20 protein-coding genes are annotated in these 22933 nt (G+C 73.4%); 10 read left to right on the forward strand and 10 right to left on the reverse strand.

The annotated features are described in order from the left end of the window. Window positions 1-17: 17 nt before the first annotated feature. From ACH4TP_RS27500 to ACH4TP_RS27515, 4 genes are all read right to left on the reverse strand, one after another. On the reverse strand, window positions 18-476 hold the full coding sequence (locus ACH4TP_RS27500; protein ID WP_389223877.1) for a hypothetical protein: 459 nt from the start codon (window positions 474-476) through the stop codon (window positions 18-20). Beyond that, a complete protein-coding gene (locus ACH4TP_RS27505) occupies window positions 473-802 on the reverse strand; it encodes a hypothetical protein (protein WP_389223874.1) in 330 nt (109 codons plus the stop codon). Before ACH4TP_RS27505 ends, ACH4TP_RS27500 begins: the two co-directional genes overlap by 4 nt. Continuing rightward, entirely contained in the window at window positions 799-5943 is a 5145-nt protein-coding gene (locus tag ACH4TP_RS27510; protein ID WP_398439401.1) for a caspase family protein, read from the reverse strand. Before ACH4TP_RS27510 ends, ACH4TP_RS27505 begins: the two co-directional genes overlap by 4 nt. Window positions 5944-6013: 70 nt before the next feature. Further along, the gene (locus ACH4TP_RS27515; RefSeq protein ID WP_398177533.1) at window positions 6014-7141 is read right to left on the reverse strand and encodes an LLM class flavin-dependent oxidoreductase; all 1128 of its coding nucleotides are present in this window, start codon (window positions 7139-7141) and stop codon (window positions 6014-6016) included. 94 nt (window positions 7142-7235) lie between these two features. Here ACH4TP_RS27515 and ACH4TP_RS27520 point away from each other — a divergent pair, with 94 nt between their 5' ends. Both ACH4TP_RS27520 and ACH4TP_RS27525 read left to right on the forward strand, forming a co-directional pair. Then, window positions 7236-7886, forward strand: a complete 651-nt coding sequence (locus ACH4TP_RS27520; protein WP_398439402.1) for a PadR family transcriptional regulator — start codon at window positions 7236-7238, stop codon at window positions 7884-7886. Further along, entirely contained in the window at window positions 7887-8606 is a 720-nt protein-coding gene (locus ACH4TP_RS27525; RefSeq protein WP_398439403.1) for a vWA domain-containing protein, read from the forward strand. On the opposite strand, the gene ACH4TP_RS27530 is transcribed toward ACH4TP_RS27525, so the two are convergent. Further along, window positions 8601-9497: an aldo/keto reductase gene (locus ACH4TP_RS27530; protein ID WP_398177527.1), complete on the reverse strand. Its 897-nt coding sequence runs from the start codon at window positions 9495-9497 to the stop codon at window positions 8601-8603. The genes ACH4TP_RS27525 and ACH4TP_RS27530 overlap by 6 nt on opposite strands. A gap of 69 nt (window positions 9498-9566) precedes the next feature. On the opposite strand from ACH4TP_RS27530, the gene ACH4TP_RS27535 reads away from it, so the two are divergent. The 4 genes from ACH4TP_RS27535 (at window position 9567) to ACH4TP_RS27550 (ending at window position 13189) form a co-directional block, all read left to right on the forward strand. Beyond that, window positions 9567-9920: a MerR family transcriptional regulator gene (locus ACH4TP_RS27535; protein ID WP_398177524.1), complete on the forward strand. Its 354-nt coding sequence runs from the start codon at window positions 9567-9569 to the stop codon at window positions 9918-9920. A 54-nt stretch (window positions 9921-9974) separates the two neighbouring features. Then, window positions 9975-10355, forward strand: a complete 381-nt coding sequence (locus ACH4TP_RS27540) for a VOC family protein (protein ID WP_389223854.1) — start codon at window positions 9975-9977, stop codon at window positions 10353-10355. Window positions 10356-10566: 211 nt separating this feature from the next. After that, window positions 10567-11232 carry a TetR/AcrR family transcriptional regulator gene (locus tag ACH4TP_RS27545; RefSeq protein WP_398439404.1) on the forward strand — a complete coding sequence of 222 codons (666 nt, stop codon included), beginning with the start codon at window positions 10567-10569 and terminating at the stop codon, window positions 11230-11232. A 217-nt stretch (window positions 11233-11449) separates the two neighbouring features. After that, the gene (locus tag ACH4TP_RS27550; protein ID WP_398439405.1) at window positions 11450-13189 is read left to right on the forward strand and encodes a DEAD/DEAH box helicase; all 1740 of its coding nucleotides are present in this window, start codon (window positions 11450-11452) and stop codon (window positions 13187-13189) included. Here the strand turns inward: ACH4TP_RS27550 and ACH4TP_RS27555 are convergent. After that, window positions 13114-14016 (reverse strand): tyrosine-protein phosphatase, encoded by a 903-nt coding sequence (locus ACH4TP_RS27555; protein WP_398439406.1) that lies wholly within the window; start codon window positions 14014-14016, stop codon window positions 13114-13116. The two genes, ACH4TP_RS27550 and ACH4TP_RS27555, sit on opposite strands and share 76 nt — an antisense overlap. A 194-nt stretch (window positions 14017-14210) precedes the next feature. Next, complete coding sequence (locus ACH4TP_RS27560) at window positions 14211-14726, reverse strand: MarR family winged helix-turn-helix transcriptional regulator (RefSeq protein WP_398177512.1); 516 nt, start codon at window positions 14724-14726, stop codon at window positions 14211-14213. A gap of 115 nt (window positions 14727-14841) precedes the next feature. On the opposite strand from ACH4TP_RS27560, the gene ACH4TP_RS27565 reads away from it, so the two are divergent. Together ACH4TP_RS27565 and ACH4TP_RS27570 are read left to right on the forward strand one after the other, a co-directional pair. Further along, the gene (locus ACH4TP_RS27565) at window positions 14842-16212 is read left to right on the forward strand and encodes an MFS transporter (RefSeq protein ID WP_398177509.1); all 1371 of its coding nucleotides are present in this window, start codon (window positions 14842-14844) and stop codon (window positions 16210-16212) included. A 124-nt stretch (window positions 16213-16336) separates the two neighbouring features. Further along, a complete protein-coding gene (locus ACH4TP_RS27570; RefSeq protein WP_398177506.1) occupies window positions 16337-16765 on the forward strand; it encodes a ribonuclease domain-containing protein in 429 nt (142 codons plus the stop codon). 11 nt (window positions 16766-16776) lie between these two features. On the opposite strand, the gene ACH4TP_RS27575 is transcribed toward ACH4TP_RS27570, so the two are convergent. Next, on the reverse strand, window positions 16777-18246 hold the full coding sequence (locus ACH4TP_RS27575) for an ankyrin repeat domain-containing protein (protein ID WP_398439407.1): 1470 nt from the start codon (window positions 18244-18246) through the stop codon (window positions 16777-16779). A gap of 45 nt (window positions 18247-18291) precedes the next feature. Continuing rightward, window positions 18292-19176 (reverse strand): hypothetical protein, encoded by an 885-nt coding sequence (locus tag ACH4TP_RS27580; protein WP_398439408.1) that lies wholly within the window; start codon window positions 19174-19176, stop codon window positions 18292-18294. A gap of 201 nt (window positions 19177-19377) precedes the next feature. Here ACH4TP_RS27580 and ACH4TP_RS27585 point away from each other — a divergent pair, with 201 nt between their 5' ends. Beyond that, entirely contained in the window at window positions 19378-20148 is a 771-nt protein-coding gene (locus ACH4TP_RS27585) for a S1 family peptidase (protein WP_389224252.1), read from the forward strand. A gap of 49 nt (window positions 20149-20197) precedes the next feature. On the opposite strand, the gene ACH4TP_RS27590 is transcribed toward ACH4TP_RS27585, so the two are convergent. Continuing rightward, the gene (locus tag ACH4TP_RS27590; protein WP_398439490.1) at window positions 20198-21943 is read right to left on the reverse strand and encodes a beta-galactosidase family protein; all 1746 of its coding nucleotides are present in this window, start codon (window positions 21941-21943) and stop codon (window positions 20198-20200) included. 96 nt (window positions 21944-22039) lie between these two features. On the opposite strand from ACH4TP_RS27590, the gene ACH4TP_RS27595 reads away from it, so the two are divergent. Continuing rightward, on the forward strand, window positions 22040-22927 hold the full coding sequence (locus ACH4TP_RS27595; protein ID WP_389223825.1) for an AraC family transcriptional regulator: 888 nt from the start codon (window positions 22040-22042) through the stop codon (window positions 22925-22927). The last annotated feature ends 6 nt before the right edge of the window (window positions 22928-22933 follow it).

Raw genomic sequence — 22933 nt, forward strand, 5'->3', positions numbered from 1 at the left:
GGCGCTGCGGCGCGTTCTCAGCTCTCGCCGGGGAAGATCCAGGTGACCAGGGAGGCCACGGACACCGCGACGACGCCGAACAGCCCCATCCAGCGGGCCCAACCGGTCATACGGCGGACGGTTCCCGCGCGGGTCCGCTCGTACACGAGGAGCAGCTTGGCATCGGACACCTGCATGCGGCCCGGCTTCTCGTGGACGGCCGAGACCATCATCCAGGACGCCACCAGGAGCAGCAGGAACCCGCCCGCGAGGAGGCCGATCACCCACCAGCGGGGGCCGGTGGGCATCTTGCTCAGGTTCTCCTGGCCCTTCAGCACGAAGACGACGGTGAGCAGCCCGGTGATCGAGGCCAGGAAGTTCCGGTACCCCTCCGCCTGCTGCCGGGCGATCCTCAGCTGCTCCGGCGGCGTCGCCATCGCCAGCACCCGGTCGTACGCGTCGTCCAGCTCGTCCTCGGTGAAGTCGCGAGCGCTCACAGCGGCAGCCCCTGTGGCGGCAGCGCGAGGTAGAACTGGGCGCCGCAGCCGTTCCGGACGTGGGCGGGCCGGTCCACGTGCCAGCTCGTGCAGTGGCAGCGCACGCGCTTGGGCTCCCCGTTGTTGAAATCCTTCCACGCGTCTGAGGCCGGCCCCTTGGACACGGGCTGGTACTCCTCCCACACGCGGGTGGTCACACACCGGCACTCGGGGCACTCACCCGTGGCCACGACCTCCGTCGGTTCGTGCGAGACCTCCCAGAGGAAGGTGGTCAGCGGCTGGTCCAGCGGGCGTCTCGTCACGGTGTAGGGGATGGCGGGGCTCATGGGCGCGTTCCTCCGGATACGGGAAGGTCGAGCTCGAACAGGCGGGCGTAGGGCCGCAGCAGATCCAGGACGTCCTCTTCGGACCGCTCCGTCTCCTCGGCACAGAGAACGACGTGCTCGGCGGTGACGGTTCCCGCGATGGCCGGTGAACGCCCGGTCAACTGCTCGGTGAGCACGATGACATCGGCCCAGCCGGGCACGATCTCCCGCTCCGCGCCGACGGGTTCGGGCGTCGTCACCCGGAGCCCCAGCTCGGCGAAGGGCGCGTACCGGTCGTACGTCTCCCCCAGCGTCCACCCGAAGCGCCCCGCGACCAGGACCAGTTCGAGCGGGCCGAGCACCCCCGGCCCGAGGAGCCCGTCGTCGAAGGCGGCCAGGTCGAAGTCGGTGGGTTCCAGCGCGGCGAGGGCCCCGGTGACGGTCCCGGAACCGGGAAGGGCGGGGGCGCCGAGGCAGCGGTAGGCGTCGAGGGCGGCGGCGGCTTCGCCGAGGGTGGAGAGGCGTGCGTCGGCGACCAGGAGGATGTCCTGCGGGGTCAGCCGGGACTTGAAGACGAGGCCCGTGTCCTCGGCGGACCGGGTCAGCCGGGCGACCTCTGTCCGGCGGGGTGCCAGGGCTGCTGCCTGATCGGGGAGGATCTCCGGAAGCCGGAGGGGAAGGCGGATGTCCGCCTGGGCCAACCGGTCGACGGTCTCGGCGAGTGTGATCTTCCGGTCCGCCGCGAAGCTGAGGAGCAGAGGAATGCCGACGGCTCCCTCTTCGAGTTCTCTTCTGTGCGCGTCCGCCGACCATGGGGCGGACATGAACCCCAGAAATTCTCTGAGCAGAGGGGAAAGGCTGTGGTACTGCTCTTCGAGCAGGTCCACGGGGGCCGACAGGCAGCCGCATGCTTCCAGGAAGGTGAGTTCCCGCCGGAATTCCTCCGGAGGAGGAGGAGTCTCCTGATCGCTCGCGTTGTGGAGAAGACGCCAGCTCGGGAAGGTGCCGTCGTTCGAGACGACCCACGGCGCGGGAATCCACGCCATGCAGGACACCGGGACGTCGGGCGCGGTCACCCCGGTGACGGGAGCGAGGCCGTCGATCACGTTCGCCACCTCGCCGAGGGGGCGTCCCAAGATGGCGGCGCGCCGGATGAGCTGCCCCATCGTCAGGCGGCCGCTGGGCAGCCACGGAAACCTGCCGTCGAGGTCGATCGACAGCAGGCGCTGTTCGAAGAGGTCGAGGGGCGGGTGATCGAACGTCTCCTCGGACACCGCTTCGCTGTGAGAGAAGCCGAAGGGGGTCAGAATGTCCAGTTTGTCGAACAGCTGACGGCGCTGTGAGGGCAGGGGCGTGCGCATGAGGAGATCGACGGGGTGTATTTCACCGTCGTGCCATTCCCGCATGTTTCCGGCGGGCGTCGCGAGGAGGGCGACCTCGGAGAAGAGAGGTTTCCTGTTCAGATTTGTTGAGGTCAGGCCTTCGATGTCCGGGAGTGCGACTCCGAGGCGCATCAGGGCGCGCAGCTCGGGCAGGAGCCGGGACGGCGCCACGTCATGGAGGGCTGCCACGGCAAGGAGTGGGGCGTGGGAGGCCGGACGGCGGTCTTCCTCGGATGTGGCCGCGGCCTGCTTGTAGGCACGGTGGAGGTCCAGCATTGTCCGGTTTGGCGTCCCCATGTTCCGTAGCTCGGCGATGTCCTTCACCACGGGGACGCGAGCGCCAGTGATGGCGTACCTGCGCAGCGCCCGCAAGCTTTGCGCCAGAGGGATCTCCGCCATCGCCGCCGCCCGGAGCGCGGCGTCCCAGCCGCCTTCGTATGAGTCCGGGGAGAAGAGCAGGGCGTCGACCCCGGCGGCTTCGGGGTAGCCGACGGGCGCGAACGACTGCCTTTTACGCGATGCGACCCCCAGCATGGTCCAACGCCACTGCTGGAGCACCACCCCCTCTGCCCACCCTCCGGTCAGCCAGGGTTCCACGGTTTGGCCGTACCGTAGCTGGTCACTGTCCACGATGAGGACGCCGGTTCGACGCAGGGGCAAGGACGCGGTGGACAGCGTGTACTCGCGCGACGTGGCGGCCAGGAATCCCGTCGCGTCGTGCGGCAGGTGGTCGAAGAGGTGGACAGTGAGCCGCGGCTCCTCCTCCGCCAGCTTCCACAGCCACCGCATGGACACCTCCTTGAGGGTGCCTGCCGCCTCGGGGACGGCGCGGAGGAGCTCTTCCTGCACGCCCTTCGCGTCGTATTCGAGCAGCGAGTTGCGGCTGACGCTCGGCACCGGACGGTGTCTCGCCCGCAGGTTGAAGACGTACCCGTGGATGGTGGGTGCCTCCTCCACGACGATGCCGTCGAGGAGGAGTTGCCCCTTCCCCTGCACGATCCAGCTTCCCGTCCCCCGCCCGGTGCTCACCGGCTCCCGGTGCCATTCTCTGGCCCGGTCCTCGGCGGCCTGGAGAACTCCCGGGTTCCACTCCGCCCAGCCGATGCGCTTCCCGTCGCGCCCGCGCTCCTCCGCCGTGACCCGGAAGTCGCTCACCCAGAGCAGCCGCCGCAGCGTCTCCACCACCGACGGCGGGTTCTCCTCGTCGTCCTCCGCGCTCAGGTAGAGCCGCACGACCGTTCCTCCGTAGGGAGAACCCCCGTGGGTCTCGAGGATCTGGAGGAGGCCGGAGCCCGACTGGACCGTGGCCTCCAAAGGGGGGATTCCGTGGTCGCGGTTGCCGTGCTGGTCGATCGCGGCCGTGCTGACCTTGACCTCCTCGGCCAGCATGAAGTAACTGAAGACGCCGATGCCGAAACGGCTGTTGAAGGGGATCGGGTCCATCTCCACCCGTCGCCAGTTGCGACGCTCCTGAACGAAGTCGGGGTCCTGCTCGTACCGCTTGCCGGCCCGCGCGAACATCGACGTGAGCTTCTCGCGGCTCATCCCGGCGCCGTTGTCCCTGCACTCGATGTACAGGCGGTCACCGTCGTACGCCTGGAGGAAGCTGATCTCGGGCTCGCCGTCGGGGCCGTGGTATCGCTCCCGCTTCCGGCCGTACGTGACGCGCAGCTGCCGGTAGCGGCACGCGTCGAGCGCGTTCTGGTACAGCTCGCGGACCGCGAGCATCCGGTCGCCGTACAGCTGGGTTCCCATGAGCAGCGGGCGGATCTCGTCCTCGGCGAGGCGGAAGCGTTCGAGGGGCTTGGTGTACGTGCGGGCGACCGGATTCAGGAACTGGGTGGTCACCCGGCGGGGCAGGCCCCTCAGGAGGTCGGGAGCGGAGCGCCCGACCTCCTGCCACTTGCGGTGGCGGGCCCGCACGGAGCCGTCCGCCGTCGCCACCAGCTCTTCGAGGGCGGAGTGCAGCGCCGGGTGCGGGCAGGCGAGACGGAGCGCGTACGCCTTCGTGCCGTCCGGAGACATCTCGTCCCAGCCGAGACCGCCGAGCGCGTCGACCACGGCCTGGGGCGTGAGCGGCCAGTGCGCGCCCAGGTGGTCGACGAGCACGCTGGACATCCGGCGCGGGTCGGCGGCGAGCAGCGCCGCCAGCCACAGGAGGGTGGCCAGCTCCTCGTCGCGCCAGAAGTTGCCGGGTACGGGGCGGCCGTTCCGGCTCCACGTGGGGTCGTCGGAGTCGTCGATGCGGGGGCTGGAGCCGGGCTCGACCGTCAGGTGGGGCAGGACGCGGCGGACCGCCTGGTCGACGTCGGAGTCCCGTGGCGCGGCGCCCTCCGCCCCGGCCGAGACGGCCTTGACCACCTTGCGGAGCAGCGCGCCGACGGCCGGGTAGCCGTCCTTGGGGTCCCAGAGCCGGTCCCAGTCGGCGATGAAACGGTGCCGCAGCCAGTGGTCGGCGGCGGTGATGGCATCGGTCAGACCGCGACGCCGCAAGGCCTCGACCGCCAGGTTCACGCGCGAGTGGGCGCGGCAGACGTCCGCGGCGTCGTCGCACACCTTCCGGTCCTCGTCGCGCGCGGGGTCCTTGCCGCGCGTCTCGTCCCACTGGTCGAGCCGGTCCGGGCGGAGCCGCTCCAGCTCGCTCAGGGTGATGGCGACGACGCCCTCGTGCAGCAGCGGCGCGGCGAGCAGGGTGGCCGTCTCGGCGGGGGAGAGGAGTTCGTCCGGCGCGAGGCGGGCCTCCTCGACGAGCCGGCCGAGCAGGTGGACGACCCGCTCGGGGTAGTCGGTGTCGTGCCAGGGGGTGGAGACCGGTGCTTCCCTGTCGGCGCGGCTCCGTGCGACCTCGGCGGCGAGTTCGCCGAGGCTCTCCTGGACACGGTGGTGGGCGGCCCCGGTTCCGGACGTGTGCTTCCACAGGGCGGCGTTCCTGACGAGCTCCGTCCAGCGGAGGGTCTCCTGCGAACCCCGGCACAGGGGCAGTTCCCGTGCCCAGGGCTCGCGCCCCGCCGAGGCGAAGAGTTCGACGGTCGGCTGGTCGGCGAGCCGCTCCGTGAGCCAGGCGACGCGGCCCTGGACGGAGGAGTAGACCTCGCCCAGGGTCTGCGGCGGTCGGGACGGCGACAGGGCCATGGCCAGGGCGAGGCCGAAGTAGCTGCCTCGCTCGGGGTCGGCGAAGGCCGACTGGTTCCGGCTGGCGGCACGGAGCCAGACGATGTTCTCGTACTCGTCACCCACCATCGGCCTGGCGAGCCTGGGCGCCGTGCCGGGGACGTCCGTACGGCACGTGTCCAGGCAGACCACGACGGTCACGCCCTGCGGGAGCCCGTAGAGGAGCACGGGGGCGCTCATCTCGATCAGCATCCGTGAGTTGAGGGTGCCGTCGGGGTGGTGGGTGGCGTTCGAGGGGAGGAGGTAGTCGTGGCCGTCGATCACGACGCCGTGCCCGGACACGTAGATGAGGGCGGTGTCGCCCGGGGCGCACGTGCGCAGGAAGTCCTCGACGGTCTGCCCGATCACCTCTTTGGTCGTCGTGCGGCGCGCCTCGTCCGGGTGGCCCGGGCGGAGGGTGCTCACCTCGTACTCCGAGGCCAGCAGCTCCTCCTCGATGCGCCGCACGTCCCCGTCGACGCACTCCAGGGGCGGGTAGAGCGCGGCGAGGCGCGGGTCACGGGCCAGGTGGTCGATGTCCCGGATGCCGATGAGGAGGGCCCGGCGCCTGCCGGTCGGCTCCTCCACGGTGTCCCGGGACGTTTCCGTCGCTCCCGTCGTCGAGCTCACCCGTACCCCCAACTCCCTTGTCCTGCGCCCCGGGAGAGTCATGATTCCAGACATCCCGGGGCACCGGACCTCACCCGGACGCCGAGGGCCCGCGGAAGTACGGGATCACGTGCTCCCCCCACTGCCGGATCGTCTCCAGGCAGACCTCCTGCGGCACCGTGCCCATCTGGATCAGGCACATCACCTCGTCGACGCCGATCTCCCGGAGCCGCTCGACGTAGGCGATCGCGGTGGCGGCGTCCCCGTAGGCGTGGTCGGTGTTGTAGGTGCCGGTGTCGACGGGGCGGGCGGGGATGTTCGCCTCGTGGAGGCGGGCGACCAGCTTCCGGCGCTGTGCGTCGAGTGCGCCGGTGTGGTCCTCGTCCTCGGCGTAGCCCGTGGGGGCGGGGGCGCCGCCGTACCAGTGGGCGATCGACTCGGCGAAGAAGCGCTGGCCGCGGGTGCCGAGGCGGAGGGCGCGGGCGGCGTCGTCGAGGACGATCGTGGGGCAGAGGGCGGAGAAGTGGTCGTTGACCTCCGAGGAGACGAACCGGGAGCCGTCCCGGGCGGCGATGGCCTCGTCGTACACCGCGCGCATCGCCCGGACGTCCCCGGCGCCCGCGAAGCCCATGACCAGGGCGCCGATGCCGAGTTCGGCGGCCTGTCGGAGGGAGTCGTGCCGGGAGCAGGCCATGAAGAGCGGCGGGTGCGGGGTCTGCACGGGGCGGGGGAGGACCGTGCCGGGGCCGATGTCGAGGGTGCCGTGCCATTCGAACTCCGGCTCCCGCCAGGCGGAGGCGAAGATCCGCAGGGCCTCCTCGGTCTGCGGTCGGGTGTCCTCCGGGCGCACCCCGAACATCCGGGTCTCCTGGCGGGTCGCGCCCCGGCCGGCGCCCACGTCGACCCGGCCGCCGGAGAGCACGTCGAGCATGGCGGCGCGCTCGGCGACCCGGACCGGGTGCTGGTAGCCGAAGGGCATCGTGACCACGCCGTGGCCGACGCGGATGGTCCGGGTGCGGGCGGCGACCCAGGTCAGGAAGACCTCGGAGGCGCTCATGTGGGCGTACTGGGTGAGGGAGTGGTGCTCGACCGCCCAGATCCGGTCGAAGCCCATCTCCTCGGCGAGGACGGCCTGTTCGACGCAGTCGTGGATGACCTGGCGTTCGCGGTCGGGGGTCGGGTCGACGAGCTGTGCTTCGAAGATCATGGAGAACTTCACGGGACGCTCCTCCCGGGTAGGCCGAGCACTATGCCTAATCGAAATACTTCTAGCAGGCATAGAGGGAGGGGGGAAGGGCCGTAGACTGCCGTCCGTGGTGGACCGAGAGAGCGTGCCGGGGCTTCCCGCGACCAGCTGGGCGGTGCTCGGACTGCTCTCCCACGGGCGGGAGTTGTCCGGCTACGACGTCAAGAAGTGGGCCGACCGGTCGTTGGGACTCTTCTACTGGAGTCCTTCCTTCAGCCAGATCTACGGCGAGCTCAAGCGCCTGGAGACCAGCGGCTACGCCACCTCGCGGCTCGTCGCCCCCGAGACCGGCACCCGCGACAAGCGCGTCTACCGGATCACCGGCGAGGGCCTCGACGCCGTCCGCACCTGGGCCCGCACCGCCCCGCTCGACCCGCCCGTCCTCAAACACGGGCCGATGCTGCGGCTCTGGCTCGGACACCTCCTCGAACCCGAGCGGATGCGGGAGATCCTCGCCGCGCACCGGGAGTACGCCGAGGACATGCGGCGGCGCGCCGAGGCGGACGTGGCGGACGCGGGCGCGGACGAGGCCTGGGCGTACCCCCGGCTCACCCTCACCTGGGCCGAGCGGTACTACGCGGCGGAACGCGACCTGGCCGACGCCATGCTCGCGGACATCGAGGAGCTGGAGACCGAGGAGCCGGAGACCGAGGAGCTGGAGATCGAGGAGCCGGAGACCGAGAAGCCGGGGATCGGGAAGTCGGAGGGGGAGCTGTAAATGGCACTGAGCCTGCGGAAGGTCGAGGAGGCCGCGCCCGCGCTCGTGAGCCCCTACAAGGAGGCCGGGGCCTCGCTGGAGCGGCACGGGGTCAGCGGTCAGCGGGTCGCCGTCTACCTCGTCGTCGACTACTCGGGCTCCATGAAGCCGTACTACGACAACGGCACCGTCCAGGCCCTCGCCGACCGGGTCCTCGGGCTCGCCGCGCACCTCGACGACGACGGGCGGGTGCCGGTGGTCTTCTTCTCCACCGACATCGACGCGGAGACCGACATCCGGCTCGACGACCACGTCGGCAGGATCGACCGGATCGTCGCCGGGCTCGGCCACATGGGGAAGACGAGCTACCACCTCGCCATGGACGCCGTCATCGACCACTACCTCGACGGCGGCTCCACCGCGCCCGCGCTCGTCGTCTTCCAGACCGACGGCGGGCCGATCAACAAGCTCGCCGCCGAGCGGTACGTCTGCAAGGCGGCCCGGCTGCCGATCTTCTGGCAGTTCATCGGCTTCGGCGATCCCGGCAGCCGCCAGTTCGAGTTCCTGCGCCGGCTCGACGAGCTGGCCGTGCCGGCGAAGCGGCCCCTCGACAACGCCGGCTTCTTCCACGCGGGCCAGGACCCGAGCCGGGTCCCGGACGCCGAGCTGTACGACCGGCTCGTCTCCGAGTTCCCCGCCTGGCTCGCCGCCGCCCGGGCCCAGGGCGTCGTCCGGTCATGAGGCCGCCGCGCCGAGGCGGGCGTACTGCTCCTCGGTGAGCGTGACGTCGAGCGCGCCCAGGTTCTCCACGAGGTGGGCCGCCGAGGACGTGCCCGGGATCGGGAGGACGTGCGGGGCCCGGCGCAGGAGCCAGGCGAGCGCCGCCTGGGACGGGGTCGCGCCGACCTCGCGGGCGACCCGGGCCACCGGCCCGTCCGGGCCCGCGTGCCCGCCCATGGCGACAGGGAAGAAGGGGACGAAGGCGATCCCGCGCCCGGCGGTGTGCTCGACGACGGCCTCGTGGCCGCGGTCCGCCAGGTTGTAGAGGTTCTGCACGGCCGCGACCGGGGCCACCGCCTCGGCCTCCTCCAGCTGCGCGACCGTCACCTCGGAGAGCCCGATGTGCCGGACCTTGCCCTCCTCCTGCAGCCGCTTCAGGGCGCCGACCTGCTCGGCGACGGGGAAGGCCTCGTCGAGCCGGTGCAGGTAGAGGAGGTCGATCCGCTCCGTACGCAGCCGGCGCAGGCTCAGTTCGGCCTGCTGGCGCAGATAGGCGGGGTGGCCGAGCGGCACCCACTCGGTGGGGGAGGGCCGGACCACGCCGACCTTGGTGGCCACCGCGACCCCGTCGCCGTACGGGTGCAGCGCCTCGGCGAGCAGCTCCTCGCCGGCCCCCAGGGCGTACGCGTCGGCCGTGTCGAAGAGGGTGACGCCCGCCTCGGCGGCCGTACGGAGGAGGTTCACCGCCGCCGCCCGGTCGGCCGGCGCCGTCCAGATGCGGGCCTCCGGGCCGGTCGGGTCGCCGGGACCGTCGGCGAGCCGCATCGTGCCGTACCCGATGCGCCGGACCGGGAGGTCGCCGCCGAGCTGGAATATCGTCGTATCGGTAAGGGAGTTCGCGTTGTTCGTCATGCTCCGGACCGTAGGAGCTCACACAGGTGTGAGGTTCAAGCACGGACGGGTGGATGTGAGGGGGGTCACATGAAGATCGGTGAGCTGGCGCGCGAGACCGGGGTCAGCGTCCGGCTGCTCCGCTACTACGAGGAGCAGGGCCTCCTCGACGCGGAGCGCACCTCGGGCGGGCAGCGGGTGTACGGCCCCGACGCCCCCGCCGTCGTACGCCGCATCCGCGCCCTCCTCGGCGCCGGACTGCCGACCCGGGTCATCGCCGAGGTCCTCGACTGCGTCTGCGGCAGCGAGGCGGAGATCGAGCCCTGCCTCAGCCCGATGCTCGTCGCCCAGCTCGACGCCATCGACGAGAAGATCCAGGACCTGCAGGGCACCCGCACCTCGCTCGCCGCGCTCGTGGCCGTCACCGAGGGCCGGCAGCTCTGAACGAGGCCGGGAATCCGGTGGTTTCCGGCCGCGCCGCGGGCGATCATGGCGTCCATGAGTTCTCTCGTACGCCACGTGACCATCGACTGCGCCGACGCCTACGCCCTGGCGAGCTTCTGGGCCACCGCCCTCGACGGGAAGCTCGCCGACGACGACTTCCCCGGTGACCCCGGGGCCACGGTCGAGTCGGCCGGTGCCAACCTCCTCTTCATCCAGGTCCCCGACGTGAAGTCGGTGAAGAACCGCGTCCATCTCGACCTCCAGCCGCAGGACCGCACCCGGGACGAGGAGGTCGAGCGGCTGCTCGGCCTCGGCGCCACGCTGGTCGACGACCGCCGGAACCCGGACGGCACCGGCTGGGCGACGATGACGGACCCCGAGGGCAACGAGTTCTGCGTGGAGCGCAGCGCGGCGGAGCGCGCGGCGACCTCCTGAACCCGGGAGACGGGGCGATCCGGACGGCAGATGCCGGGTATCCGGTGTCTGACGTCCGGATCTCCGGGCGGGCGGTCGAGGTCACCGACCCCGGGACGCTGGACCGGTACGCGCCCGACGCGGACGCCCCGGCGCGGCAACGACGGCAGCCCGCCCCGCGAGGACGCCCGACCCCGGGGTGCGCGGCCGCGCGGGGGACCAGAATGGGCCTGTGCCGAACACTGCAAGCAAGAAGAAGACCCAGGTGAACGGCGGGCCCGAGCGGCGCCGTGAACTCCTCGACACGGCGGCCGAGGTGTTCGCCGCCCAGGGGTACAACGCCACCACCGTCCGCAAGATCGCGGACGCCGCCGGGATGCTCGCCGGCAGCCTCTACTACCACTTCGACTCCAAGGAGTCGATGCTCGACGAGATCCTCTCCACCTTCCTGAACGAGCTGTGGGAGGGGTACGACGCGGTCCTCGACGCCGACCTCGGCCCCCGCGAGACCATCGAGGCCCTCGTCACCGAGTCCTTCCGCGAGATCGACCGGCACCGCGCCGCCGTCGCCATCTACCAGAAGGAGTCCCTCCACCTGGTCGACCTGCCCCGCTTCGGCTACCTGACCGACTCGCAGCGCAGGTTCGAGAAGGCCTGGCTGGGGACCCTGGAGCGCGGGGTGGCGGCCGGGGTCTTCCGCGCCGACCTCGACGTCCGGCTGACGTACCGCTTCGTCCGCGACACCGTGTGGGTCGCGGCCTCCTGGTACCGGCCGGGCGGGCAGCACAGCCCCGAGGAGATCGCCCGCCAGTACCTGTCGATGGTCCTGGACGGGATCGCCGTACGCGCCCCCGAGCCGTCCGGGGGGGCCCGGGGAGCCGTCCGGGGGGCCCGGTGAGCGGGGGGTCGGGGCGGGAAGGTCCTGAGGCGCACTATTGTTCCGGTAGACATCCGGGACCTGTATCGCGAGTCCCGGGAGAGACAGCCGGGGCCCGCATCAGGTGTTCCGGGAGAGACAGCCGGAGCCCGTATCTCGTGTTCCGGGTAGAACAGCCGGGGCCCGCATCGCGCAGGTGCGGGCCCCGGCTGTGCCGCGCACCGGCAGGAAGGCACGAATGACCCGCTCCGAACGCCCCCAGAAGCGCGGCCCCCGCACCGCCCAGGCGAAGTCCACGTCCCAGCCGAAGGGCTCCCGCGGCGGCCGTCGTCCCGCCGCGCCCCCGCCGCCGCAGGAGTTCACTCCGCCGGAGACGGTGACGCCCGCGCTGCCGCCCGTGGCCTCCTTCGAGGACCTGGACATGCCGGCCGCGCTGCTGCGGACGCTCACCGAGCAGGGTGTGACGGAGCCGTTCCCGATCCAGGCCGCGACCCTGCCGAACTCGATCGCCGGGCGCGACGTCCTCGGCCGGGGCCGCACCGGCTCCGGCAAGACGCTCGCCTTCGGGCTCGCGCTCCTGGCCCGCACCGCGGGCCGCCGCGCCGAGCCGACCGCGCCCCTCGCGCTGGTCCTGGTGCCGACCCGCGAGCTCGCCCAGCAGGTGACCGACGCCCTCACGCCGTACGCCGGCGCGCTGCGGCTGCGGATCACCACGGTCGTCGGCGGCATGTCGATCACCCGGCAGTCCTCGTCCCTGCGGCGCGGCGCCGAGGTCCTCATCGCCACGCCGGGCCGGCTGCACGACCTCATCGAGCGGGGCGACTGCCGCCTCGACCAGGTCGCCGTCACGGTCCTCGACGAGGCCGACCAGATGGCCGACATGGGCTTCCTGCCGCAGGTCACGAAGCTGCTCAAGCAGGTCGAGCCGGGCGGGCAGCGGCTGCTGTTCTCCGCGACGCTCGACCGGAACATCGACAAGCTCGTCAAGATGTTCCTGGACGACCCGGTCGTGCACTCGGTCGACCCGTCGGCCGGTGCGGTGACCACGATGGAGCACCACCTGCTCTACGTGCTCGACGAGACCGACAAGAAGGCCGTCACGCTGCGGATCGCGGCCCGCGAAGGCCGGACGATCCTCTTCATGGACACCAAGCGGTCCGTGGACCGGCTGGTCAAGCGGCTCCTCGCCAACGGCGTCCGGGCCTCCGGGCTGCACGGCGGGCGCTCGCAGCCGCAGCGCAACCGGACCCTGGACCAGTTCAAGACCGGCCAGGTCACCACGCTCGTCGCGACGAACGTGGCGGCCCGCGGCATCCACGTCGACGACCTCGACATGGTCGTCAACGTCGACCCGCCGATGGACCACAAGGACTACCTGCACCGCGGCGGCCGCACCGCCCGCGCCGGCGAGTCCGGCAGCGTCTTCACGCTGGTCCTGCCCGAGCAGAAGCGGGACATGGGCCGGCTGATGTCGAACGCGGGCATCAGCCCCCGCACGGCGCAGATCAGGTCCAGCGACGAGGAGCTCGCCGAGCTCACCGGCGCCCGGGAGCCCTCGGGAGTCCCCGTGGTCATCGAGGTCCCGCAGCCCACCCCGGCGCGCAAGCCGGCGGGCACCGGCGGCACCGGCACGGGCGGCGGCCGCCGTCGCCGCCGTCCGTCCGGTTCCGGAGCCGGAAACGGCGGTACGGGCACGGCCGCACCGGCCTCGGGCCGCACCTCCGGCACCTCCACGGGCCGCGGCTCCGCCACCCCCACCGGAAACCGCGCCTCCGGCCCCGCGACGGGCTCGGGCCGGGCCTCCGCCACCACGGGCGGCTCCGGACGGGGAGCGGGCGGCGCGGGGCGCGGCTCCGGCGCGGGCCGGGGCTCCGGTTCCGGCGCGGGCGGCGGGCGCGGGCGTCAGGCCCCGGCCACCAGCCGTTCGCGGAGCGCCGCGAGCTCGCGCAGCTCCAGGCCGAGGCCGACCGACACGTAACGGAAGAGGCTTCCGTACGAGGCGCGTACCTGGTCGAGGGCGGTGTCCAGGTACGCGTCCCGCACCTCCTGGAGCGGGACGATCAGCTCCGGGTCCTGCATGAGCCCGGCCTGCTTGAGGCCCTCCCGCACCCGGGCGTCGTTCGCGGCGCGGAAGGCGTTGGAGGCCAGGTAGTCCGCGCGGGCGGAGCTCTCGGGTACCCCGAGCAGGGTGAGCAGGAGCCAGCTCGTCCAGCCGGTGCGGTCCTTGCCGGAGGTGCAGTGGAAGAGCAGCGGCCCCCGGCGGGGATCGGCCAGGTCCCGCAGGGTGGCCGCGAAGGCGGCCCGGTTCGCGGCGTCGGTGACGAAGGTGCGGTACACCTCGCACATGAAGGCGGCGGCCCGCCCGCCGCCGAGCATCTCCTCCTGCCGCACCGGGTCGCGGGAGCCGATGGCGGCCATCAGCTGCCCGAACAGGCCGTTGTCGGTGACGGGCCGGGCGACCGGGACCGGGCCCGCGGGCAGCCGGTCGGCGCCGTCGTACCCCACCTCCGCCGGGATCCGCAGGTCGACCACCGTGCCGAGGCCGAGCCCGGCGAGGGCGGTGAGGTCGGCCTCGGTGAGCTTGGCGAGGTGGTCGCTCCGGTAGGCGCGGCCGTACCGGAGCCGGCCGCCGTCGTAGGTGACGTATCCGCCGAGGTCGCGGACGTTGACCGCGCCCTGGAGCGGGATCTGCCGGATCGCCTCCGCCGAGCGGGGGCGGGGGTGGGCGCTCGCCTCCGTCGGCAGGACCGGGAACAGGGCGGCGGCGCCGGTGGCGGCGAGCAGCGCGCGACGGGACAGGGGCATGGCTGGACTCCCTTGCGGACTGACGGACGTACGGCGGACGGCCGTACGGCTGACGGACTCGGGTGGGACAGCCGTGGGCGGACGGGCCCGCGGGGCCACTTCTCCACCTAACGTTAGTTAGGCGGCGTGCTGGCGAGGAACGTAGCAGCCGGACGGGCCGAAAGGGAGGGGTGTGCGGCGGGCGGCCGCGACGACTACTCCGTGAGGCGCTTGGTGGCGGCGCGCTGGCGTGCGGTCGCGCCCGTCAGGAAGCGGGTGATCGTCGCCAGTTCCGCGGTCGTGAACTCCTCGTAGAGCTCGTTCACCTCGCGCGCCCAGTCGTCGAAGAGCGGGGCGAGCTCGGCCAGCTTCTCGGGGCGGGGCTCGACGAGCACCCGGCGCTTGTCCGTCGGGTGCTTCACCCTGCGCACGAAGCCCTTGCGCTCCAGGCGGTCGACCAGTCCCGTGACGGAGGCGGGGGCCAGGCCCGAGTGCTCGGCCAGCTCCTTGGCGGTGAGGGGTCCGTGCCGTTCGAGCAGGTCGAGCGTCTTGGTCTCGGTGGCGCCCAGGTCCTGCTGGGCCGCGATCGCCGAGTGGAAGGCGACGGAGGCCGCGCTGGAGTCCCGGCCGGCGGCGGTGAGGGCGGCGATGACCGCGCTCCGCTCCCGGTCCTGTCCGCCGTCCCGCTCGCCGCCCTGTCCGCCGTCCTGCCCGCTGCCCCGCTCGCTCATGGCGGCAGCCTAGCAAAATTCATTTCGTTCGCCCGAACGAAAGACTTGTGATCAAGGGTCGGTGCGTGCCATTTTTATTTCGTTCGCTCGAACGAAATAAATCGAGGAGGACCCCGTGTCACCCATCCCGCACCGCTGGGCCGCCGCCGTCGTCATGATGGTCGCCGCCCTCATGGACCTGGTCGACGTCACCATCGTCAACGTCGCCCTGCCCTCCCTCGGGCACGGCCTCGGAGCCTCCGAGAGCGCCCTCCAGTGGACCGTCTCGGCCTATCTGCTCGGCTTCGCCGCGACCCTCGTCGTCGCCGGACGGCTCGGCGACCGCTACGGCCGCAAGGCGCTCTTCCTCGCCGGCACCGCCGGATTCGGCCTCGCGAGCCTCGCCTGCGGCCTCGCCCGGACCCCCGGCCAGCTGATCGCGGCACGCGCCGTCCAGGGCGTCGCGGCCGCGGTCCTCATGCCGCAGGTGCTCGGCTCCTTCCACAGCCTCTTCAAGGGCGAGGAGCGCGGCAAGGTCTTCGGCCTGTACGGGGCGGTGGCCGGCTTCGCCTCCGCGATCGGGCTGCTGCTCGGCGGGGTCCTCACCGACGCGGACCTCTTCGGGCTCGGCTGGCGGAGCGTCTTCCTCGTCAACGTCCCCGTCTCGCTCCTCACCCTGATCGCGGCCGTCGTCCTCGTCCCCGCCACCCGCGAGCGGGCCGCCGCCCGGCCCCCGGTCCCCGGCAGCCTCGTCCTCGCCGCCGGTCTCGTCGCCGTCGTGCTCCCGCTGGTGCAGGGCCGCGGCTGGGGCTGGCCGCCGTGGGGCTGGGGCCTGCTCGCCGCGGGCGTGCTCGCCGTGGCGGGCGTGGCGGCGCGCGGCTCGGTGTTCCCGGCCGGCACGTTCCGGGTGCCCGCCTTCTCGTACGGCCTCGCCGTCCAGCTGCTCTTCGCCCTCGGCATGCAGGGCTTCTTCCTCGTCCTCGCGATCTGGCTCCAGGGCGGCCAGGGCTACACCCCCACCCAGGCGGGCGTGCTCATGGCCGCCTTCTCGGCCGGCGGCTTCCTGACCGCGCCCGCCGCCGAACCGCTCGCGGTCCGGCTCGGCCGGTACGTCCCGACGGCCGGCGCGGTCCTCATGGCCGCCGGGTACGGCTGGGTCTGGTACGCGATGGAGGGCGCCGCCCCCGCCCACACCGGCGCCTGGCCCCTGGTCCCCGGCCTCGTGATCGCGGGCGCCGGACTCGGCCTCCTCGTCGTGCCGCTCGTGAACATCGTCCTGTCGTCCGCCCCGGCCGAACTCGCGGGCGGCGCCTCCGGGGTCTTCTCGACGGCCCAGCAGTTCGGCGGCGCCCTCGGCGCGGCGGTCATCGGCACCGCGTACTTCGCCGACCTCTCCCTCGCGGCCGCGATGCCCTGGGTGCTCGGCGCCTACCTCCTCACCGCCCTGCTGAGCCTGCGCCTCCCGGCCTCGGCGACCTCGTCGACCGCGGCCGCGGCGGCGGTCTGACGGACGCTCACGGTGCGGCCGAGTGGTGGAGCGCTGCGAACGCCGGGTGAGGGGCGGTGAACGTCCGGCGAATTGAAGGTGGTTGGGCTTCCGGACCCGGGTCTACGCGCGTCAGCATCTCCTCATGCGAATCCCCCCTCGAATCACCCTCGCCGGTGGCGTCGCCGCCGCCCTCCTCTCCTCCCTCCTCCTCGGTGCCCCGGCCACCGCCGCGCCGGCCCCGGCGCCCGTCGCCGCCGTGTCCTCCGTCGCGGCGACCGCGTCGTCCGTCGGGGACATCTGCTACTCGGCCCTGCCCACCCAGGCCTACGACACCCTGCGCCTGATAGACGCGGGCGGCCCCTTCCCGTACAGCCAGGACGGGGTCGTCTTCCAGAACCGCGAGGGCGTCCTGCCCGCCCACACCTACGGCTACTACCACGAGTACACGGTGAAGACCCCGGGCGTCTCCACCCGCGGCGCCCGCCGGATCGTGACCGGGAACGCGGTCGACGAGGACTACTACACCTCCGACCACTACGCCACGTTCGACCTCATCGACTACGCCTGCTGACGCTCCACCGGTCAGCCCCGGCGCGGGGTCGTCCACTCCAGGCGGGTCCTGACCCGGGGGTCGTGGACGTGCTCCAGGGCGGCGAGCGCGGTCTCGCGGGCCGCGCCGTCGGCCTCCCCGTCCGCCAGGATCGAGGCCAGCGCGTCGACGGCACGGGGGTCCTGGCGGATCGCCAGGCCCCGCGCCGCCTCCGCCGCCGTCTCCGGGTCCGTGTCGCCGAGCCGCTCCGCGAGCCCCTCCCGGACGAGCGGGGTGTCGTCGGGGAGCTCGGCGAGCGCGAGGGTCGCCCAGTCCCGGACCCGGGCGTCGCCGTCCCGGCTCAGCGCGAGCACCACCCCGAGCGCCTCGACGTGACCGGCCGGCACGATCCCGGCGAGGGCCGACGCGACGGCCCGGCGGACCACCGCGTCGGGATGCCCGGCCGCCGCGAGGAGTTCGGGCACGGCGGACGGGTCCGCGCACTCCCCGAGCGCGGTCACCGCCGAGAGCAGCGGCTCCCGCGCCGGTGGCACCGCCTCCGCCGTCAGCCGCCGCAGCACCGGGACCGCGCCCGGGCCGAAGCCGGGCAGGGCGCCGAGCACCCGCGCGCCCAGCGCCCGGCGCAGCGGATCCCGGTCGGCGCACCAGCCGGCCGCCGCCACGAAGGTCTCCTCGTCGGCCCGGCCCGCCAGCTCGGCCACCGCCGTCGTCCAGTCGTCGAGCTCCGGGTCGCCGCAGCGCAGCGCCCGCGCCGCGAGCTCCCCGTGCGGGGTGCGCAGGCCGAGCGCGGCCTCCAGGAGCGTGGCGATCGCCGCGTGGCCGGTCCCCCGGTCGTCGCCGCGCCCCGGCGCGCCGTCCTCCCGCAGCAGCTCGACGACGACCGTGATCCCGCCGTCCTCCCGGACCCGCCGGACGACCGCCTCGTACGTCTGCCCGCCCTCGTGCCCGGCGACCAGCCCGCGCCGCAGCTCGGCCGCGATGTCGGCGCCGATCCACCGCCGGGCCTCCCGCAGCGCGTCCTCCCGGAACCCCGCGCCGTGGTCGAGGAGCGCCCGCACGCACGCGGCGGAGCCGCGCCGGGCGGCGGCGACGAGCGGCCGGAGCCCGTCCGGTCCGGGCCGGTCCGGGTCCGCGCCGTGCTCCAGGAGGACCCGTGCCGTGCCGGCGTGGCCGAGCCGGAGGGCCCAGGCGAGGGCGGTGAACCCGAACTCCTCCTCCTGGTCGGCCGCCGCGCCCGCCGCGAGCAGCGCCCGCACCACCTCGGTGTGCCCGCCGCAGGCCGCCCCGCACAGCGGCAGGTCGCCGCCTTCCGGCCCGCTGGCCCGGCCCGGATCGGCCCCGGCGGCGAGCAGCACCCGCACGATCCCGGCCTCGTCACCGACGGCCGCCCGGTACAGGGCGCTCTCCCCGTCGTCCAGGTCCTCGGGTCCGGCTCCGCTCCGCAGGGCCCGTACGACCCCGTCCTCGTCCCCGGCCAGGATCGCGTCGAACAACGTGCTCATGCGCCGACCCTGACGCCCCGTCCGGTCCCGGCGCAAGTCGGTTCCTCAGGCCGCGCACTCCAGGACCGAGCCGCACACCCCGCACCGGGCCCGCAGCGTCCGCCCCGCCGGGATCCGCAGGCGCTGCCCGCAGACCGGGCAGGGGAAGGAGACGCCGGTCGCCGGGGCCCCGCCGTCGAAGGCGTACGGCGCGCCCTCGCCGGCCCGGCCCCGGCGCCGCTCCCAGGCGTACCGGCGGCGCTCGGCCCAGCCCGCCCCGGCGAGCGGCGGCACGGTCCGCTCCCGCGCGGCCTCCGCCCGGCCCCGTAGCCACGCCTCGTACGCCACCGCGCTGGTGAACCAGGGGGAGGGGTCCTCGCCGAAGACCTCGGCCCGCTTGGCGAGGACCCAGCCGAACTCCTCCGGGGTCAGATAGCCGAGCCGCTGGCTCTCGACGCCGTCCCGCCGGTACGCGTCGAGCAGCGGCCAGCCGGCGCCCAGGTAGGCGGTGACCACGTCCGTGAGGATCTCGTTCTCGGCGGTGCCGGGGAAGCCGAGGCCGAGCCGGTGCAGCAGGACGTGGGTGATCTCGTGGGCGAGGGCCGCGCCGACGTCCCTGCGGCGGGTCCGGAAGCGGTCGTTGAGCTCCACGAAGTACTCGGGTCCCGCCGTGAGCTCGACGGCCGCCGCGTACGCCATGGGGCGGAAGCTCACCACGATGCGCGCCTCGGGCAGCCTCAGGTGCCGGACGAGGGTCCTGGCCACCCGCTGGGCGCCCAGATGGAGGTCCTCCTCGTCGCCGAAGGCCACGTCGGCGGCGGTCACGGAGGCCGGGTAGCGGTGCACGCCGTCGGGGGAGAGGCGGCGGTAGAGCGCGGTCAGCGAGGCCCGCACGGCGGCGCGGTGCGGAAAGCCGTGGATGACACGGTCGGCCTCATGTCGGTTCGGCATGCCGGATCCCCCCTCCCGTCCACTGTACGGTCCCCCCAACGGATCTGGCCGAAAAGGCTTTCTTGTGGCGGTAGTTGGGCGCTGTCCATAATCCGGACATGCCTTGACGGGCGCATGTCACCGCTTGCGGCCCGCCCGCGTGCCGCCACCCGCCGAGGCAGACCCCCCACGAGAGAAGGAAGACACGTGAAGCAGAACCGCATGGTCCGTGCCCTCCAGAAGCTGGCAGCCGCCGGCGCCGTCGTCCTGGCGGCCGTCAGCCTCCAGCCCACCACCACCGCCTCCGCCGCCCCCGCGCCCGTCGTCGGCGGCACCCGCGCCGCCCAGGGAGAGTTCCCCTGGATGGTCAGGCTCTCCATGGGCTGCGGCGGCTCCCTGATCACCCCGCAGATCGTCCTCACCGCCGCCCACTGCGTGAGCGGCTCCGGCAACAACACCGGCATCACCGCCACCGCCGGGGTCGTGGACCTCCAGTCGAGCAGCGCCATCAAGGTCAAGTCGACCAAGGTCCTCCAGGCCCCCGGCTACACCGGCCAGGGCAAGGACTGGGCGCTGATCAAGCTCGCCAGCCCGATCACCTCGCTGCCCAACCTGAAGATCGCCGACACCACCGCCTACAACAACGGCACCTTCACCGTGGCGGGCTGGGGCGCCGCCCGCGAGGGCGGGGCGCAGCAGCGCTACCTGCTCAAGGCGAACGTCCCGTTCGTCTCCGACGCCTCCTGCCAGGCCTCGTACGGCAGCGACCTCGTCCCCTCCGACGAGATCTGCGCCGGCTACAGCCAGGGCGGGGTCGACACCTGCCAGGGCGACTCCGGCGGCCCCATGTTCCGCAAGGACGACAACGGCGCCTGGATCCAGGTCGGCATCGTGAGCTGGGGCGAGGGCTGCGCGCGGCCCGGCTTCCCCGGTGTCTACACGGAGGTCTCGACCTTCGCCGCCGCCATCACCTCCGCCGCGGCCACGCTGTAGCGGACGGCTCGTGAACGGGTGCCCCGGAGCGGCCGGCTCCGGGGCACCTTCACGCCGGATCCAGTACCGGACCCGCCCCCGGAGCGCCCTCCAGCTCAAGCACCCACACCTCGTTCGCACCCTCCCGCAGCACCGGCCCCGGTACGAACAGCGCCTCCTGCGGGCCCGCCGCCCAGTAGCGGCCCAGGCAGAAACCGTTCACCCACACGAAGCCCCGGGTCGAGCCCGGCAGCCGCAGCCACGCGTCGCCCGCGCCCACCACGTCGAGCGCCGCCCGGCAGAGGCCCGGACCGGCGGAGACCGGCCCGAAGGGCACCTTGCCGACCGCCGCCGGCTCGAAGGCGTCCAGGCGCAGGCCCCGGGCCCGTACCCCGTGCAGATACTGCCGCTCGTGCCGTACGCCCCCGGTGATCCCCTTCGGCTCCGCGAGGAGCGGCCCGTAGTTGACCCGACCGAGGGACTCCACCCACAGGTCCACGAGCGCGGGACCCGCCACCGGCTCCGGCAGCACCGCCTCCGTCTCCGTGAGCACCCCCGCCGCCGCCCCGTCCACGTACACGACCGCCCGGTCCCGCAGCCCCGTCACGCCCAGCGGGTACGGCTGCCGGGGACCCGGCACCGCCACCCGGTAGCGGACCAGGCCCCGGTCCACGCCGAGCTCCTCGAAGGTCGGCGGCATCGGCGTCACCGTCTCCTCGCCGCCGAGCACCTCCAGGACCGCGTCCAGCGGCGCCCAGCCGTCGAACGCGCCCGACACCGGCGCCGCGAGCCGGGCCGGGGGCTCCGGCAGCTCCGGCAGCGGCCCCTCCGCGTACTCCGCGAGCACCTCGCGGAAGGCCCGGAACTTCTCCGTCGGCCGCCCCGCCTCGTCCACCGGCGCGTCGTAGTCGTACGAGGTCACCGTCGGCCGCAGCGGGCCGTCGTGCAGCGCACCGTCCCGGTTCGCCCCCGCCCAGCCGCCGAAGTTCGACCCGCCGTGCGCCATGTACACATTGACCGAGGCCCCGCACTCCAGGACCTCCCGGAGCGCCGCCGCCGCGTCCGCCGCGTCCCGCACGGAGTGCTCCGTGCCCCAGTGGTCGAACCAGCCGCACCAGAACTCCATGCACATCAGCGGCCCCGACGGCTGGTGGCGCCGCAGCGTCGCGAAGCCCTCCCGCGCCCCCGAGCCGAAGTTCGCCGTCGCGAGCACCCCCGGCACCGAACCGCCCGTCAGCATGTGGTCCTCGGGCCCGTCCGAGGTGAACAGCGGCACGCTCACCCCGCACTCCCGCAGCAGCCCCGCCAGCCACTCCAGATAGCCGCGGTCGCTCCCGTAACTCCCGTACTCGTTCTCCACCTGCACCAGGACCACCGGCCCGCCCCGGTCCACCTGCCGCTCCACCACCTGCGGGAGCAGCCGCCGGAACCAGGACTCCACCGGCGCCAGGAACTCCGGGTCGAGGCTCCGCACCCGCCGCCCCAGCGGACCGGTCAGCCAGTGCGGAAGCCCGCCGTTCTCCCACTCGGCGCAGATGTACGGCCCCGGGCGCACGATCGCCCGCATCCCGGCCCGCCCCACCGCGTCCAGGAACCTGCCGAGCGCCTCCGGGTCCGCGTACCGGCCGGGCTCCGGCTCGTGCAGGTTCCACGGGACGTACGTCTCGACGCAGTCGAGGCCCATCGCGCGCAGCATCCCGAGCCGGTGCTCCCAGTGCCCCTCGTGCACCCGGAAGTAGTGCAGCGCCCCCGAGAGCAGCCGCACCGGCCGCCCGTCGAGCAGAAAGTCCTCGTCACCGACAGCGAAGTCACCCACAGCGAACGTGCTCATGGCCTCACCCTGACCCCCTGGCGGCGGCACGGTCCATGGACAAAGATCGTCGCAGTTTGGACGTTAAGGAAAGGCCGGCGGATGTACCACACCTGGATGCGCTACTTCACGCCCAGCCCCGTCCACCACCGCCTCGGCCTCGTCTGCCTCGGCGTCGGACTCCAGCACGGCACCCTGCCCACCGTCGGCCCGCGCACCCTCGACCACCACGTCGCCGTCGTCGTCTCCGCCGGCGGCGGCTGGTACCGGGGCGCCGACGGGCGCCGCACCACCGTCACCGCCCCCGCCCTCCTCTGGCTCACCCCCGGCACCCCCCACCACTACGCCGCCGACCCCGACACCGGCTGGGACGAGGCCTTCGTCGACTTCACCGGACCCGCCACCGCCACCTACACCGAGCTCGGCTACATCGAGCCCGACCGGCCCGTCGTCCCCCTCTCCGACGCCGCCCCCGCCCGCGCCGCCATCGGCCGGATCGCCCGCGCCGCCCGCCCCGGCAACCCCCTCCTGGAGGTCGAGACCGGCGCCGCCGTCCACGAACTCCTCGTCGCCCTGCGCCGGGCCCGCGCCGACACCAACGCCGACGGGGACCCCGTCCTCGCCGCCCTCGCCCGCGACGCCTTCCAGCCGCTCTCCGTCGCCGACCACGCCACCCGGCACGGCATGACCCCCGCCGAGCTGCGCACCGCCGTCCGCCGCGCCGCCGGATGCAGCCCCAAGGACTACCTGCTCACCGTCCGCCTCGGCCGCGCCAAGGAGCTCCTCGCCGCCACCGAGCTGCCCGTCGCCGCCGTCGCCCGCCGCGTCGGCTACGACGACCCCGCCTACTTCTCCCGGCTCTTCACCCGCCGCGTCGGCACCGCGCCCATCCGTTTCCGCGAGCAGCAGGGGCGGTCCGTGCACGGGGGCTGGAGCACCAGCGTTCCGGATCCCGAACACCCGCCCACGATCCTCCCCAGATCCGTCTAAGCTCGC

This window comes from Streptomyces sp. NPDC021012 (assembly GCF_044333355.1).
Taxonomy (GTDB): domain Bacteria; phylum Actinomycetota; class Actinomycetes; order Streptomycetales; family Streptomycetaceae; genus Streptomyces.

Bases quoted from the DNA above. Each gene is read 5' to 3' on its own strand.
- ACH4TP_RS27505 (WP_389223874.1), bottom strand. From the start codon at position 802: ATGAGCCCCGCCATCCCCTACACCGTGACGAGACGCCCGCTGGACCAG.
- ACH4TP_RS27525 (WP_398439403.1), top strand. From the start codon at position 7,887: ATGGCACTGAGCCTGCGGAAGGTCGAGGAGGCCGCGCCCGCGCTCGTG.
- ACH4TP_RS27530 (WP_398177527.1), bottom strand. From the start codon at position 9,497: ATGACGAACAACGCGAACTCCCTTACCGATACGACGATATTCCAGCTC.
- ACH4TP_RS27535 (WP_398177524.1), top strand. From the start codon at position 9,567: ATGAAGATCGGTGAGCTGGCGCGCGAGACCGGGGTCAGCGTCCGGCTG.
- ACH4TP_RS27540 (WP_389223854.1), top strand. From the start codon at position 9,975: ATGAGTTCTCTCGTACGCCACGTGACCATCGACTGCGCCGACGCCTAC.
- ACH4TP_RS27550 (WP_398439405.1), top strand. From the start codon at position 11,450: ATGACCCGCTCCGAACGCCCCCAGAAGCGCGGCCCCCGCACCGCCCAG.
- ACH4TP_RS27555 (WP_398439406.1), bottom strand. From the start codon at position 14,016: ATGCCCCTGTCCCGTCGCGCGCTGCTCGCCGCCACCGGCGCCGCCGCC.
- ACH4TP_RS27560 (WP_398177512.1), bottom strand. From the start codon at position 14,726: ATGAGCGAGCGGGGCAGCGGGCAGGACGGCGGACAGGGCGGCGAGCGG.
- ACH4TP_RS27570 (WP_398177506.1), top strand. From the start codon at position 16,337: ATGCGAATCCCCCCTCGAATCACCCTCGCCGGTGGCGTCGCCGCCGCC.
- ACH4TP_RS27575 (WP_398439407.1), bottom strand. From the start codon at position 18,246: ATGAGCACGTTGTTCGACGCGATCCTGGCCGGGGACGAGGACGGGGTC.
- ACH4TP_RS27580 (WP_398439408.1), bottom strand. From the start codon at position 19,176: ATGCCGAACCGACATGAGGCCGACCGTGTCATCCACGGCTTTCCGCAC.
- ACH4TP_RS27585 (WP_389224252.1), top strand. From the start codon at position 19,378: ATGGTCCGTGCCCTCCAGAAGCTGGCAGCCGCCGGCGCCGTCGTCCTG.
- ACH4TP_RS27595 (WP_389223825.1), top strand. From the start codon at position 22,040: ATGTACCACACCTGGATGCGCTACTTCACGCCCAGCCCCGTCCACCAC.